A 14,282-nucleotide genomic window follows, 5' to 3' on the forward strand; every position below is an offset into this window, starting at 1 on the left:
CGCGGTGCGCATCGACCGTCGTCAGGCCCGTCAGTCCTGCAATGTGCACCGGCTGTCAGGCGCGGGAGACTCGAGGTCGATGAGATAGTCCGCGACGATTCCATCGACACACGCATTCCCGCCGATCAGGGCCACGCCGTGCTGTTCGCCTTCGACGGTGAGCAGGCTGGCGCCAAGCGTCCTGGCCAGGCTGATCCCCCCTTCGTGCGGAGTCGCCGGGTCGCGGGTGACTGACACGACCAGTGTTTTCGGAAGTCCCTCGATATTGACGGCATAGGGATAGCCAAGCGTCGGCTTTACTGGCCACGCCTCACAGATATCACGGGCCTGGACGGGCCGGCCTGTGGCCAGGAAGGGCGCAACTTCAAAAACCGCGCGCTTCATCGCGCTCTCCTCCTCGGGAGTATGGCGTTCTTCGTCGAGACATTCGATCGCGATTTGCGCCTCGTTGGCGTTGCCGTAGCTGCCATCGGCATGACGCGACTGGGCCAGGTCACGCAGGAGCATCAGAGGTTCGCCACGCCCGGCTTTCAGTGCGCCGATGCCCTGGATGACGGCTGGCCAGCCCGACTCGCTGTACAGGGGCAGGACCAGGCCGTTGAGTGCGGCAGTGTAGGTCAGCTTGCGCCCGGGGGCGGTGACGATCGGTTTGTCGATCAGCGCTTGCAAGAGCTGCTGGAAGGCGGCGGTCGCCTGCGCGGGATCGGTACCGAGCGGACAGTCTGGCGACCTGGCGCAGAAGGCCGCCATATTGTCGAAGCCGCGTTGAAAGCCCGCGAACTGAACCAGCCGACGCGCGGCGGTGCCGGTCAGAGGGTCGACTGCACCGTCGAGCACCAGCGCCCGCACGTTTTGAGGGAACATTTCGGCATACACGGCGCCCAGCCGCGTGCCGTAACTGGCGCCGGCGAATGTCAGCTTGTCGTCGCCCAGCACGGCGCGCAGTACGTCCATGTCGCGGACCACATCGCGGGTGCCGACGTTGGCCAGCACGTCCTCGCCGCCAGAACGCGCGGCGCACTTGCTGTAGACCTGGCGGGTCTCGTCTTCGGTGTAGTCGGCGACCCCGGAGTTGAGCGTGGAGAGTGTCACGTCGGCCTCGCGCTCGGCATCTGTAAAACAGTCCAATGCCGGTATCGACGCTCCGACCCCGCGCGGGTCGAACCCGATCAGGTCGAACCGTCGCGTGATCGGACTATCGGCCAGGGCGTCCGCCACTGTCGCCGCATAGCCCATGCCAGAAAAGCCGGGGCCGCCCGGGTTGAGCAGGATCGAGCCGATCCGGTTGCCCGGCTCGCCCTTCGCCGCCACCCGCAGCAGTGCGATCTGCGCCGTTCTTCCCTCCGGATTTTGATAGTCGAGCGGCACCTGGAGCCGGGCGCATGTCAAGGTCTTGTCGGCGAATTCCTTGGCTTGCGCCTCCGTGGCGGCGTAGCTGTCGCAGGGGCCGAACGTCAGCTGCTGGTCGTAGAAGCGCGCCAACCCTGGCGAGACATCGCCAGGCGTCGGCGTCTGACCCGGGCCGGAGTTGCCGCCACAGGCGCCAAGCATCAGGCTCAGCGCCACGAGTTTTGCTATCCCGGCCATGTGCCAACGCCGACCGCAAGCCTTGCGCGTATTTGATGTTTTCATCCAAGCAGCTTCCTTTCTATCTGATTGACTGAAGTATTGCTTCAGGAATACAAATTAGCGGAGCAGAGCGGTTAAGTGGACGACCGCTCAGAAGTGCCTAGTTTCAGCCTTGAGCATTGTGGGAACATGGCGGCGTGGCCGCGGAGGGATGCAGGGGGAAGTCAGCGCATCGCGCGCCAGGTGAGGGTGAAGGCGACCGCCAGCGCCGCCGCCGAGATCAGCACCGTCCACAGGAGGCTGCCGAAGCTGATGCCGTCGCGCCAGACGCACAGGCCGTAGGCCAGCGCCAGCAGGCCCAGGCCGGCGGGACGCAGCCAGCGCCACGCGGCGGCGCGCGGCGACCCGCCGCCGCATTGTTCCCAATGCTCCGGCATGGCCAGCGCCAGACAGGCAAAGCCGCCATAGCTGGCCAGGCAGGCGGCGACCAGCAACAGCGCCGTCATGCCCGCACCCCGGCCTGGCGGGCGCCGCCTCGGACCGGTTTGACGGCCAGGCGGCGTGCACACCACGCCGCCAGCACTGCCAGTGCCAGCAGCAGCAAGTCCACGCCCGCCACCGCCCAGCTTCCGCTTGCGAGCGCCTGGAGCGGATGGTCGCCGGTGGTGACTGCATTGAGCAGCACGCACACCACGGCCAGCAGGCAGATGGCCCAGGCCTGGTCGCGCCAGGCCGCGCGGCCACGCCACCACGCATGGCCGAAGCCGGCCACCCACACCAGATAGAACGTCCAGACCTCGAGCGCCGCCCGCGCTTCGCCGCCCAGTCCCTGCGCGGGCGGCAGCAAGCGGTTGGTGGCCATGAATGCCAGCGTGGCGATCACGATCCCGGTGACGCTGCCGACCGTCAGACCTTCCACCACGCGCACCCCGGCCAGTCCCTTTGCGGCATGGCGCGCGCGGCGCGCCTCGAGCCAGAACAGGAAGCCGGTGGCGATCAGCACGCAGCCCGCCAGCCCGGCCAGGAAGTACAACCAGCGCAGCGTCCAGTGCTCGAACTGGATGAAGTGGATGCCCGAGATGAAGCGCTGGGCCGACATCACGGGCGCCGCCTGGAAGCGGTGCAGCACCTGGCCGCTGGCCGCGTCGAAGAAGATCTGGTCCACGTTCATCGTGACCTCGCGCGCGTAGGAGCGGCGCAGTTCGACGTAGCTGTTGGCGTCGCCCGGGTGCCAGACCCGCACGAAATATGGCTGAGATTCGGGCTGCCTGCCGCCCCACTCGCGCCGGGCCGTGTCGGCCATCGCATCGAGCGAGGCCAGGGCGCCGGGTGCGTTGGCCCTGGGCCGGCTGTACTTGCCATAGGCATCGGCGAAGAACGCGGCCTTGGCCGCCTTGCCTTCACCGTAGGCGCCGGTGTACGCCTGGGGAAAATAAATCATCATGAAGATGACCATGCCCGACAGCGTAATGATGAAGTGGAAGGGCAGGCCCAGCACGCCGACCAGGTTGTGAAGGTCCAGGCTGCTGCGCTGCAGGGATTTGCGGGGCCGGAAGGTGAAGAACTGGGCGAATATCTTGCGGTGGACGATGACGCCCGAGACCAGCAACAGCAGCATGGCCATGCCCGCCACGCCGACGATCCACTTGCCGACCTCTTTCCATTGCAGGTGCAGGCCGTAGTGAAATGGGAAGAAAAAGCCGCTGCCGCCCAGCGTGCCTTGCTCAGGCAGGAAGGCAAGCCGCTGCGGATCCAGCTGGCGCGGCGCCGGCTCGTCATCCCCGGCCTTGTAGGTCAAGCGCAGCACCGGGGTGCGCTGGGTCGGCAGGTCGACCCGCCACTGGCTGGCGCCAGCGGGCACCGCCGGCTGCACGGTGCGCGCGACGGCGTCGAGCGAGATCGGCGCGGTTGCGGGCGCGAGCCGGGTGGCCGGCATCATCCAGCGGTCGATCTCGCGATCGAACACGCTCAGGGTGCCCATCCAGAACACGGCGAACAGCACGCTGCCCAGCACGACGCCGGCCCAGGTGTGGAGCCAGGCCATCGATTTGCGCAAGGTGTCTTCCATGGCGCCCTCCTAGTCAACCACGTGGATGACGGCGACTGTCAAGACCACCCCGGCTACCAGCACGATCCACAGCCGCGCCGCGGGACGTACGCTGAACGCCCAGACCAGCAGCGCGAGATAGAACACGAAGCCCAGCATCGAGGACAGCGCGACGGCTTCCGAGCGCGCCATGCCGAGGCGGGCCAGCACGGCGCCGGCCGCGATCACCGTCAACACGGTGAGCAGATAGCCGCCCACCACCGCGCCGACGATCCGGAGGCCGCGCTCAGAAGCCGAGCGCATAACCCACGGTCACGGTGCGGCCGCGGCCGGCGAAGTAGCGGGCCGGCTCGACCAGCGCGCTCTGCGAGTAGTACGTGATGTAGTCCTTGTCCAGCAGGTTGGCGAAGCCCAGGCGCAGGTCGCCCTTGCGCAGCTTGTAGGTCAGCGCCGCGTCGACCAGGGTATAGCCCGAAAAGCGTTTTGCCGGATCGTCAAAGTCCTGCGAGAACGCATGCTGGGCCTGCACCAGCGACGACAGGCGGTCGCTCCAGTTCGCGGTCCAGCTGGCCAGCACGCGGTCCGGAGAGACGTTCAGGCCGTCGAGCTTCGCATCCAGGCTGCCGTCGTTATTGCTGTCGTAGCGGCCCTTGGTACGCGCATACGAGACGCTGGCGCGGTGGGCGGCATTGAAGCGGTGCGCGACCTTGGCCTCGACGCCTTCGAGCCGCGTCTTTTCGCGCGCCATCATGAACACGCCGCCGACCGAGACGACGCGCGCGCCGAAGTCCGAATCGGAACGGTAATAGCTGGCGTCGAATTCCCAGTCGCCCTTGCGCACGCGGGCGCCGGCTTCCACGCCATCGGTCAGGATCGGCTCGAGGTTGCGCAGGCTGCCGATGCTCTGGCCCGGCGTGTTGATCGAGCGGAGCGTGCGGCCGATGTCCGGCAGGCCGAAGCCTTCCGAATAATTGGCGTACAGGGTGACGTCCTTGAGCGGCTCCAGCACCAGTCCCGCATTGAGCAGCGTTTCGTTGAACTTGATTTTGCCGCCTTCGACGAAGGTGTTGTTGTAGGCGGCCAGCGTGCGATAGCTGTCGACTTCGAGGTCGGCATTCTCGCGCCGCGCGCCGGCGTGCAGCGTCAGCTTATCGAGCAGCCTGAATTCGCCCTGGGTGAACAGCGACAGGTTGCTGTACTTTGATTCGGGCACGAAGGTGCGCCCGGTGCCGTACATATCCTGCTTGCCCTCGTCGACCAGCGTGTCAAAGCCGACGGTGAGCTTCACGCGCCCATCGAGCAGGCCTTCTTTCGTCAGGCCGACCTTGCTGCCGTACTTCGAGGCGACCGAACGCGACTGGTCGTACAGGGTCCCGCGCGGCGCAATCGTCACGTCCTGGAAGGTGGCCGAATTGTCGGCGCCGAACAGGCCGACGAATTCCTGGCTGTAGACAATAGCCGACAATTCCATGCCGGCCAGGCTGGTGTGGGTGTAGCTGGCGCTGGTGGTCCAGACATCGTTCCAGGCCGGTGTGCCGGGCGGCGTGCCCTCGACCGAGGTGGACGGGATGCCGCGCGCGCGGTCGCCCGGCACGCCGAGGTAGCTGGCCTTCGACTTGATGCGGTAGCGGTTGACCGAGAACTGCAGGCGCTGGTGTTCGTCCGGCCGGTAGCCGATCTTGGCCAGCACGTCGTAGCTGCGCGAGTCCATCAGGTCGCCCTGGGTCACATCGACCCCGATCGAACGGCCGGCTCCGTCCAGGTACAGCCCCTGGTCCTCGTAGCCTACCGAGAACAGATATTCGAGCTTGTCGCCGCGGCCGTCGAGCCGGTAGGTGGTCTTGTAGCCGAGCAGGTCGCCGTTCACCTCGGAGGTGGGCGTCGTCACCTGCACGTCGACGTGCTGGTTGAAGCTGCCCGGGGCAGGGCGGCGCGTGATGATGTTGATGGTGCCGCCGGTCGCGCCGAGGCCGTTGATGGCGTTCGGGCCCTGCACGATCTCGATGCGGTCGACCATCGCATAATCGATGGTGTGGGCCTCGCGCCCGGTGGGGCGCACCGGATTCGATTGCGGCACGCCGTCGACCAGGATCAGCGGGGTGCGTCCGCGCAGCGTCTCGCCCGAGCCGTTCATCTTGCCGCGGCTGGGCGTGTACGAGGGCAGCAGGTTGCTCAGGACGTCGGACGTGTTGGTGGAAATGGTCAGCTGGCGGGCGATGTCTTCCTTGCGGATCACGACCACCGTTTGCGGCGCCTTGTCCACTTCGACGTTGGAGCGGGAGGCCGCGATGACGACCACGGCACCGTCGCCATCGGCCGACTGGGCCTGGGCCTGGGCGGAGACCGCCAGTATGGTGAGTGAAATGAGCGTCGCGAGTGGACGACGCGTGAAGGGAAAGGCCTGCGATGACTGCACGAACTGCTCCGATCTAATCGATAATGAGAACTATTATCAATTAGATCGGAGGGCGATGTCAATCCACCATCGGCTGTCGGTCGATGGCCGGAGATCAGCTCCCTGCGGCGCCCGTCTTGCCGGCCTTGGCCACCTTGGACGCCGCCTGCGTTTCCGGATTGAGCATCACTTGCACGTAGTTGTTCGTGTTGAAGTAACGGCGCGCCGCCGTCTTGATGTCGTCCGCCGTCAGGGCCTGCACCTGCTTCTCCACGGCGAGGATCGACGCCGGATCGGTGCCCTCGGTCAGCGCCGATTGCAGGTTCGCCACCCAGTAGCCGTTCTCGCGCAGCGAGCGCCGGTGGTTCTGGATCCAGCCGGTCTTGACCTTGTCCAGCTCCGCCGCGTCCGGTCCGTGTTCCTGCAGGCGCGCGATCTCGGCGAAGGTTGCGGCGATCACCTTGTCCACGTGTTCCGGTCCGGTCGGCAGGCTGATGCCGACCGAGTAGTTCCCGTACGGGATCTTGCTCAGGGTGCCGCTGGCGCCGCCGCCGTAGATCATCGCCATCTTCTCGCGCAGCACCTCGATGATGCGCAGATTGGTCACTTCGATCAGCGCCGACAGGCGCAGCTGCTCGGCTTCGGTGAATTCGGCCGGGCCGGTGAAGTTGAGCGCGATGCTGCTCTTCGGTTCGGAGCCGCTGCGGACTTCGCGCTTGACGATGCCGGTCGCCGGACGCAGGCCAACGTCGCGGAAGGCGACCGGGATGTCGGGCGTGGGCAGGGTGCCGAGGTAGGTCGCCAGCAGCGGCCGGATCTTCTGTTCGTCGAAGCTGCCGACCAGGATGAAGGTCAGGTCCTTGGCGCTCGAGAAGCGCTGGCGGAAGATGTCGATGCTGCGGTCCAGGTCGATCTTGGAGAATTCCTCGGCGTCGAGCGTGCGCGGTGCGCGCGGGTGGTTGTTGTACAGGGCCGCCACCAGCGCGTCGTTGAAGTAGCGTCCCGGCAGGCCGCTCTGGTTGCGCGCGATCTCGGCCTGCTTGTCGATGTAGGCGTGGAACAGCCCTTCGTCGCGGCGCACGTCGGCGAACTTCAGCCACAAGAGCTGCAGCATGGTCTCGATGTCGGTGGCGCCCGAAGCGCCCGCGATCACGTCGCTATAGCTGCCCAGGCCCACGGTCACGCCGGCCGCCTTGCCGGCCAGGATCTTGCGCATGTCGAGCGGGGAAAAGTCTTTCACGCCCATGCTGGCCACGATCGCGTTCGAGAAGCGCGCATTGAGGATGTCGCCGTCCGGGAACAGGCTCTGGCCGCCGGGACGGGCCGCGCTCAGCATCACCTGGTCGTTGCGGAAGTCCGTGGGCTTGAGGATCACCTTGACCCCGTTCGACAGGGTCAGGCGCGTCAGGCCCAGCGCCTTGTCGTGCTGCTCGGCGGTGATCTTGCCCGGCTGCGCCGGCCGTTCCATCAGGCGCGTCGCCAGAAGTTTTTCGTCGTGCCGCTCCACCGGCTGGCGCGCGGCCTCACTGACCGCCGCCAGCAGCTGCGCGCCGGTCGGCGCGTCGCCTTGCTGGTCGCCTTTGCTGACGCCCGTATACAACACCAGCTTGCCCGAATCCGCCGGGATCGTGCGCTTCGCATAATCGTTCATCTCGGCGACCGAAATGCCCGGCACCAGCTGCTGCACGTAGCGCCACTCGGTCTCGATGCCGGGGATCGCCTCATCTTGCAGGAAGTTGCGGATGTACTCGGCGGCGTAGGTCGCCGAGTCGCTCTTGGCGCGCTCGAGCCAAGCTTGCTCGTAGGTGCGCATCAGGTTTTTCTTGGCCCGCTCGAGTTCCTGCTCGCCGAAGCCGTGCTGGCGCGCGCGCTCGTTTTCCTGGACCAGGGCTGCGATCGCCGGCAAGGCGCCGCGCGGGCCGATGGCGGCCGACGAATTATAGGAGTGGTAGCGCGGCGTCAGCTTGCCGAGCGAGCTGCCCGCGCCCAGGTAGGGCGCGTCGGGCAGCTGGGCCAGTTCCGCCAGGCGCTGGTTGAGCATGGTCCCGAACAGCGATTGCACCAGTTCTTCGCGGTAGGCGCCGATGGTGCCCAGCTCGCGCACCGGCTGCACCGGGTAGCGGATCAGGACCGCGTTGCCGTTGGCTTCCGGGTCGGTCACGACCAGCGCCTCGGTATCGGCGCGCGCCGGAATGGCGGCGTAGTCGCGTGGGCGCGGATTGGCCGGGTTCTTCAGGCGCGCGAAATGCTGCTTGACGAGTTTCTCGGCGCGCGCCGGATCGACGTCGCCGACCACCACCACCGCCATCAGGTCGGGGCGGTACCAGTCGCGGTAGAAGCGTTTGACGGTCTCTGGCTTGAAATTACGTAGAACGTCTTCGCGGCCGATCGGCAACCGCTCGGCATATTTCGAGCCGTTGAACAGGCGCGGATAGATCTGCTTGCCCATGCGGTCCGATGCGCCTTTGCCGAGGCGCAGCTCTTCCAGCACGATGCCGCGCTCCTTCTCGATGGCATCGGCATCAAAGCGCACGCCGTGGGCCCAGTCTTCGAGCACCTGGAAGGCCTTGCTGACGTGTTCCGGCTTGTCGGTCGGGATCGGGAGGATGTAGACGGTTTCGTCGAACGAGGTGTAGGCGTTCAAGTCGGCGCCGAAGCCCACGCCGATCGACTGCAGATAGGACACCAGCTCGTGCTTGCGGAAGTTGGTGGTGCCGTTGAAGGCCATGTGCTCGACGAAGTGGGCCAGGCCGCGCTGGTCTTCATCCTCGAGGATCGAGCCGGCCTTGACCACCAGCCGCAGTTCGAGCTTGCGTTCGGGGCGCGCATTGCGCTGGATGTAGTAAGTGAGACCGTTGTCCAGTTTCCCGACCTTGACCTGCGGGCCGACCGGGATGGGCGATTCCATCTGCAGCGCCGGCGCCTGGGCCGCCTGCGGCGCGCTCTGCGCCAGCGGGGACAGACCCAGTATCGCGGCCAGCGCCATCAACGGCAGGCCGCGTACGAAGTTGTTGCTCATTCAATGGTTCCCGGAAGACTTGGTTATTGCATTCTACATGGCGCGAGGGCCTGCACGGATGAGCTTAAGGCTGCCCTAAACCTGTCAGAGCACGACCCGTCCTTTCGCCAGCAACTGGGCCATTTCGAAGGCCGGCACCGGCCGCCCGTACAGATAGCCCTGCAACACGTCACAGCCGAGGGAGCCGAGAAAATCGCGCTGGCCGACCGTTTCCACGCCTTCGGCCACCACCGCCAGCGACAGGCCCTGGGCCAGGGCGATCGTGGCCTGGGCGATGGCGGCGCTGCGCTGCTCGGTGGCGATATTGCGGACAAACGTCTGGTCGATCTTGAGTTTATCGAGCGGGAAGCGCGACAGGTAGCCCAGCGACGAGTAGCCGGTGCCGAAGTCGTCCAGCGACAGCGAGACCCCCATCGCGCGCAGCTCGGCCATCTGGGCTTCGGCCGCGGCGCTGTCGCCCATCATCACGCTCTCGGTCAGTTCGACTTCGAGCCATTGCGCTTCAAGGCCGCTGTCCCGCAACGCGGTGCGCACCACCTGGGCCACGCTGCCGGCCTTGAACTGGCTGGCCGAGACGTTGACCGCCACCCGCACCGGCCCCAGGCCGGCGTTTTGCCAGGCCTTGTTCTGGAAGCAGGCCTGGCGGATCACCCATTCGCCGATCGGGTGGATCAGGCCCGTGTCCTCGGCCAGCGGGATGAAGTCGGCGGGCGAGACCGACCCGATCTCGTCGCTGCGCCAACGCAGCAGCGCTTCCATGCCGACCACGCGCCCATCCAGGCGCGAGACCTGCGGCTGATAGTGCAGCGTCAGCTCGTCGCGCTCGATCGCGCGCCGCAGGCGCGTCTCCAGGGCCAGCCAGCGCAGCGCTTCGGCGTTCATCTCGCCCTTGAAGAACCTGAAGCCGTTGCGGCCAGATTCCTTCACCAGGGTCAGCGCGGCGTCGGCTGCTTTCAGCAGGTCGCCCGGGACGTCGCCGTCGCGCGGATAGACGCTGATGCCGATGCTGCCGGTGACCACCACGTCGTGCTCGCCGACCAGCAGCGGCTGGGACACGGCTTCCATCAGGCGCTGGGCGCAATAGATCACGTCGTCGGTGTCGTCGAAACTGGTCAGCAGCAGCACGAATTCGTCGCCCGACAGGCGCGCCACGGTATCGGTCGCGCCGGCCACCGCGCCGGCGCGGTGCGCCACCTCGCGCAGCACGGCGTCGCCGGCCGCATGGCCCAGGCTATCGTTGATGCGCGACAGGCGGTCGACGTTAAACAGCAGCAGCGCCACCTGGGTCGCGTCCTTGCGCGCGGCAGCCAGCGCCTGCTGCATGCGGTCGTTGAACAGCGAGCGGTTCGGCAGCAGGGTCAGTGCGTCGTGGTTCGACAGGAAATCCAGCTGGTGATGGGCCGCCTTGAGCGCCGACAGGTCGGTCGACACCGATACATAGGCGGTGATCCTGCCATGGTCGTCGCGCACCGCGCTCAGGCTGGTGCGCTCGGGGTAGATCTCGCCGTTCTTGCGGCGGTTCCAGACCTCGCCGCGCCACTGGCCCTCGTGTTCCAGGCAGTCCCACATCGCGCGGTAGAAGGCGGGATCGTGGCGTCCCGAGCGCAGCATGGCCGGGCTGCGGCCGAGCACCTCGGCTTCGCGATAGCCCGTGATTTCCTCGAAGGCGGGATTGACGGCGACGATCCTGGCGTCGGCGTCGGTCATCAGGATCGCCTCCTGCGTGCTGTCGAACACCTGGCGCGCCAGTTCCAGCCGGTGCTCGCTGTCGCGCAGCGCGGCGTCGGAATCGGCGCGCGCCAGCGCCTCGAGCTGCAGCTGGGCGGCGTGACGCTGCACGACTTCGTACAGGTTCAGGTTTTCGTAGGCCACCGCCAGCTGGGCCGCCAGCGCCGTGGCCCAGCGCTCCTCTTCGTCCGAGAACGGCGCCGTGCCGACCCGGCGCGTGCAATACAGCCAGCCGAGCGGATGCTGCAGGTCGTGCACCTGCAGGCCGAGCAGGTGGCCGACCTCGGGGTGGTGTTGGGGCAGGGTGGCCAGCAGGGCGTCGTCGCCGTCCAGGCGCAGCGGGGCGCGGGCACGCAGCAGCACGCCGGGCAGGTCTCGCTCGTTGAGCGCATAGGACTCGAGCAGGCAGCCTTCGACGCCATGGGTGGCCAGGTGGCGCACCGTGCGCTCGGTGCTGGCCAGCAGGCACAGGGCGACGCAGTCGGCGTTGAGCACGCGCCGCGCGGCGTCCACGAAGGCATCGGCCAGGGCCTCGACGCGGCGCTCGCCCACCAGCATCATGCACATGCGCTCCAGCTCGGACAGGCGCGCGCACAGGTCGAACGGCAGGTCGCGGTCGTTCTCGCGTTCGGAAGGCAGCGCCGGCGCCGGCGCGCCGTGCATCACGCCCAGTTCGGCGGCCACCGCGTCGAGGATGCGCTGCGGCTCGGAAGGCTTGCCCAATACCGTGGTCACGCCGCAGCGCGCTGCCATCGCCATCGTCTCGCGCTCCGAATAGACGGCCGAGAAGAAGATGACGCGGGTCGCGTGCAGGGCGGGATCGGCGCGCAGCTGCTGGACGAATTCGTAGCCGTCCATGGTCGGCATCAGGATGTCGGTGATGATCAGCTCGGGCCGCTCGGCGCGCGTGATGGCGAGCGCGCGGGCGCCGTCCTCGGCTTCGAGGATCCGGTGCCCGGTGTAGCCGAGCAGGGCGCCGAGATAGCTGCGGTTGCTCGGACGGTCGTCGACGATCAGGATCGTGGCCATCAGCACCGCCCTCCGCATGGGGCGGCGCCTGGATGGCTGACTGGGACGGCTACCGGCATGGCAACTCCGAAAAATGGGCCGCACCGCCTGGATGGGTGCGGTAAAGATGTCTTAATAATAATCCAGTTGTGTGTGGACACAGTACGATGTTGCACGTGAAAACATCGAGCTTAACAATTTAAAGCCGTAAAATCACTAGTTGTTGCTCAATCGTAACGCCAGTTGACGCGACAAGGCGGCTGTGCTGCCGAATTGGGGAGAGGGAGGGGCCGACAATGCAGTTGAAAGCCTGTAAATCCATTAAAATAGCGGATTACGCATAACTCTCCCGTTTCAAGGAATCCCGTATGTCTATTTCCAGCACCGAGGACATCGTTGCCGAACTGCGCGCCGGCCGCATGGTCATCCTGGTCGACGAGGAAGATCGCGAGAACGAAGGCGACCTCGTGCTTGCAGCCGACTTCGTCACGCCCGAGGCGATCAACTTCATGATCCGCCATGCGCGCGGCCTGGTCTGCCTGACCCTGTCCGAGGAAATCTGCGACCGCCTGGCGCTGCCGATGATGACGTCGCGTAACGGCACCTCGTTCGGCACCAATTTCACCGTGTCGATCGAAGCGGCCGAAGGCGTCACCACCGGCATCTCGGCGGCCGACCGCGCGCGCACCATCCAGGTGGCGGTGAACAAGGGCACGACGCCGGACGACCTCGTGCAGCCGGGCCACATCTTCCCGCTGCGCGCCCAGAAGGGCGGCGTCCTGATGCGCGCCGGGCATACCGAAGCGGGTTGCGACCTGACCCAGATGGCGGGCCTGACCCCGGCCTCGGTGATCTGCGAGATCATCAAGGAAGACGGCACCATGGCGCGCCTGCCCGACCTGATCGAGTTCGCAAAAGAGCACAAGCTCAAGATCGGCACCATCGCCGACCTGATCCACTACCGCAGCCAGAACGAGTGCCTGGTCGAGCGCGTGGCCGAGCGTACGCTGTCGACCGAGGCCGGGCAATTCCAGCTGATCGCCTTCCGCGACGCGCCGAGCGGCTGCGCCCACCTGGCCCTGGTCCACGGCGAGCTGTCGCCTGAGAAGGAAGCGCTGGTGCGCGTGCACCAGCCGGTGTCGATCCTCGACCTGCTCGAGAACCGCGCCACCACCCACTCGTGGGACATGGCCTCGGCCATGAAGACGATCAAGGCAAGCGATGCCGGCGTGATCGTGCTGCTCAACTGCGGCGAAAGCGCAGACCAATTGTTCGCCCAGCTGGCGCCGCAGGACGGCAAGACCAGCCGCGCCGGCGCACGCGCCGCGTCGATGGACTTGCGCACCTACGGCATCGGCGCCCAGATCCTGCGCGCCCTTGGCGTGGGCAAGATGCAGCTGCTGGCCAATCCGCGCAAGATGCCGTCGATGACCGGTTTCGACCTGGAAGTCACCGGTTACGTGCCGCGCCCGGAAGCCTGAACAATCAACCAATCAACAAGAAGAGGTCAGCCATGACGGTAGGAACTTTTGAAAGCAATCTGCAGGGCGAAGACCTGCGTATCGGTATCGTGCAGGCCCGTTTCAACGCCGACGTGGGCCACGGCCTGCTGTCGTCCTGCCTGGCCGAACTCAAGCGCCTGGGCGTGGCCGACGAAGACATCCTGCACGTGACCGTGCCGGGCGCGCTCGAAGTGCCGCTGGCGCTGCAGCGCATGGCCGTGACCGAGCAGTTCGACGCGCTGATCGCCCTGGGCGCGGTGATCCGCGGCGAAACCTACCACTTCGAGCTGGTGTCGAACGAATCGGGCGCCGGCATCACCCGCATCGGCCTCGATTACGGCATCCCGATCGCCAACGCGATCCTGACCACCGAGACCGACGAGCAGGCCGAAGTCCGCATGGCCGAGAAGGGCGGCGACGCCGCACGCGTCGCGGTCGAGATGGCCAACCTCCTGATGGCGCTGGACGAGCTGGTGCCAGAGGACGAATAACAGTAAAGGCAAGAAAACAATGACTGACAAGAGTACGCACGCCAACCCGAGCAAGAACCGCACGCCGCGCCACCGCGCGCGCGAGTTCGCGCTCCAGGGTCTGTACCAATGGCTGCTGAATAATGAACCGGCGCGGGTGGTTTCGACCAATATCCGCAGCGCCCACGGCTTCGACAAGGCCGACAGCGAGTTCTTCTCGGCGCTGCTCAATGGCGCGATCGGCACTTCGGTCGAGCTGCGCGAGTCGATCGCCCCGCTGATCGACCGTTCGATCGCCGAACTGTCGCCGATCGAGCACGCGGTGCTGCTGTTGGGCGCCTACGAGCTGAAGAACCACCCCGAGATTCCGTATCGCGTCGTGATCAACGAGGCGGTCGAATTGACCAAGTCGTTCGGCGGGATCGATGGGCACAAGTATGTCAATGGCGTGCTGGATAAATTGGCGTCCCGCCTGCGGCCGGATGAAGTGGCGGCGAACGAGCGTCGTTGATTGGTCTACTTCTAGATCGACGAAAAAAGCCAC

10 protein-coding genes are annotated in these 14,282 nt (G+C 66.4%); 3 read left to right on the plus strand and 7 right to left on the minus strand.

Translation table 11 applies throughout. The features are described from left to right. Positions 1 to 30: 30 nt before the first annotated feature. From AC3A6F_RS05205 to AC3A6F_RS05235, 7 genes are all read right to left on the minus strand, one after another. The gene (locus AC3A6F_RS05205; RefSeq protein ID WP_487678902.1) at positions 31 to 1,632 is read right to left on the minus strand and encodes an alpha/beta hydrolase; all 1,602 of its coding nucleotides are present in this window, start codon (positions 1,630 to 1,632) and stop codon (positions 31 to 33) included. Positions 1,633 to 1,793: 161 nt separating this feature from the next. Next, on the minus strand, positions 1,794 to 2,075 hold the full coding sequence (locus AC3A6F_RS05210) for a DUF3325 domain-containing protein (protein WP_487678903.1): 282 nt from the start codon (positions 2,073 to 2,075) through the stop codon (positions 1,794 to 1,796). Next, a complete protein-coding gene (locus AC3A6F_RS05215; protein ID WP_487678904.1) occupies positions 2,072 to 3,637 on the minus strand; it encodes a PepSY-associated TM helix domain-containing protein in 1,566 nt (521 codons plus the stop codon). Before AC3A6F_RS05215 ends, AC3A6F_RS05210 begins: the two co-directional genes overlap by 4 nt. Before the next feature lie 9 nt (positions 3,638 to 3,646). Continuing rightward, positions 3,647 to 3,919 carry an iron uptake protein gene (locus tag AC3A6F_RS05220; RefSeq protein ID WP_487678905.1) on the minus strand — a complete coding sequence of 91 codons (273 nt, stop codon included), beginning with the start codon at positions 3,917 to 3,919 and terminating at the stop codon, positions 3,647 to 3,649. Continuing rightward, entirely contained in the window at positions 3,903 to 6,032 is a 2,130-nt protein-coding gene (locus AC3A6F_RS05225; RefSeq protein WP_487678906.1) for a TonB-dependent receptor, read from the minus strand. Before AC3A6F_RS05225 ends, AC3A6F_RS05220 begins: the two co-directional genes overlap by 17 nt. Before the next feature lie 94 nt (positions 6,033 to 6,126). Continuing rightward, positions 6,127 to 9,030 carry a M16 family metallopeptidase gene (locus AC3A6F_RS05230; RefSeq protein ID WP_487678907.1) on the minus strand — a complete coding sequence of 968 codons (2,904 nt, stop codon included), beginning with the start codon at positions 9,028 to 9,030 and terminating at the stop codon, positions 6,127 to 6,129. A gap of 84 nt (positions 9,031 to 9,114) precedes the next feature. Next, positions 9,115 to 11,787 (minus strand): two-component system response regulator, encoded by a 2,673-nt coding sequence (locus tag AC3A6F_RS05235; protein ID WP_487678908.1) that lies wholly within the window; start codon positions 11,785 to 11,787, stop codon positions 9,115 to 9,117. Positions 11,788 to 12,134: 347 nt separating this feature from the next. Between AC3A6F_RS05235 and ribBA the strand changes: the two genes are divergently transcribed. The 3 genes from ribBA to nusB are packed head-to-tail and all read left to right on the plus strand — an operon-like array spanning position 12,135 to position 14,249. After that, positions 12,135 to 13,247, plus strand: a complete 1,113-nt coding sequence (gene ribBA, locus AC3A6F_RS05240) for a bifunctional 3,4-dihydroxy-2-butanone-4-phosphate synthase/GTP cyclohydrolase II (protein WP_487678909.1) — start codon at positions 12,135 to 12,137, stop codon at positions 13,245 to 13,247. A 32-nt stretch (positions 13,248 to 13,279) separates the two neighbouring features. Beyond that, entirely contained in the window at positions 13,280 to 13,759 is a 480-nt protein-coding gene (gene ribH / locus AC3A6F_RS05245) for a 6,7-dimethyl-8-ribityllumazine synthase (protein WP_005671273.1), read from the plus strand. A gap of 19 nt (positions 13,760 to 13,778) precedes the next feature. After that, complete coding sequence (gene nusB / locus AC3A6F_RS05250) at positions 13,779 to 14,249, plus strand: transcription antitermination factor NusB (protein WP_487678910.1); 471 nt, start codon at positions 13,779 to 13,781, stop codon at positions 14,247 to 14,249. The last annotated feature ends 33 nt before the right edge of the window (positions 14,250 to 14,282 follow it).

Source organism: Massilia sp. Soil_C_3 (assembly GCF_057657035.1).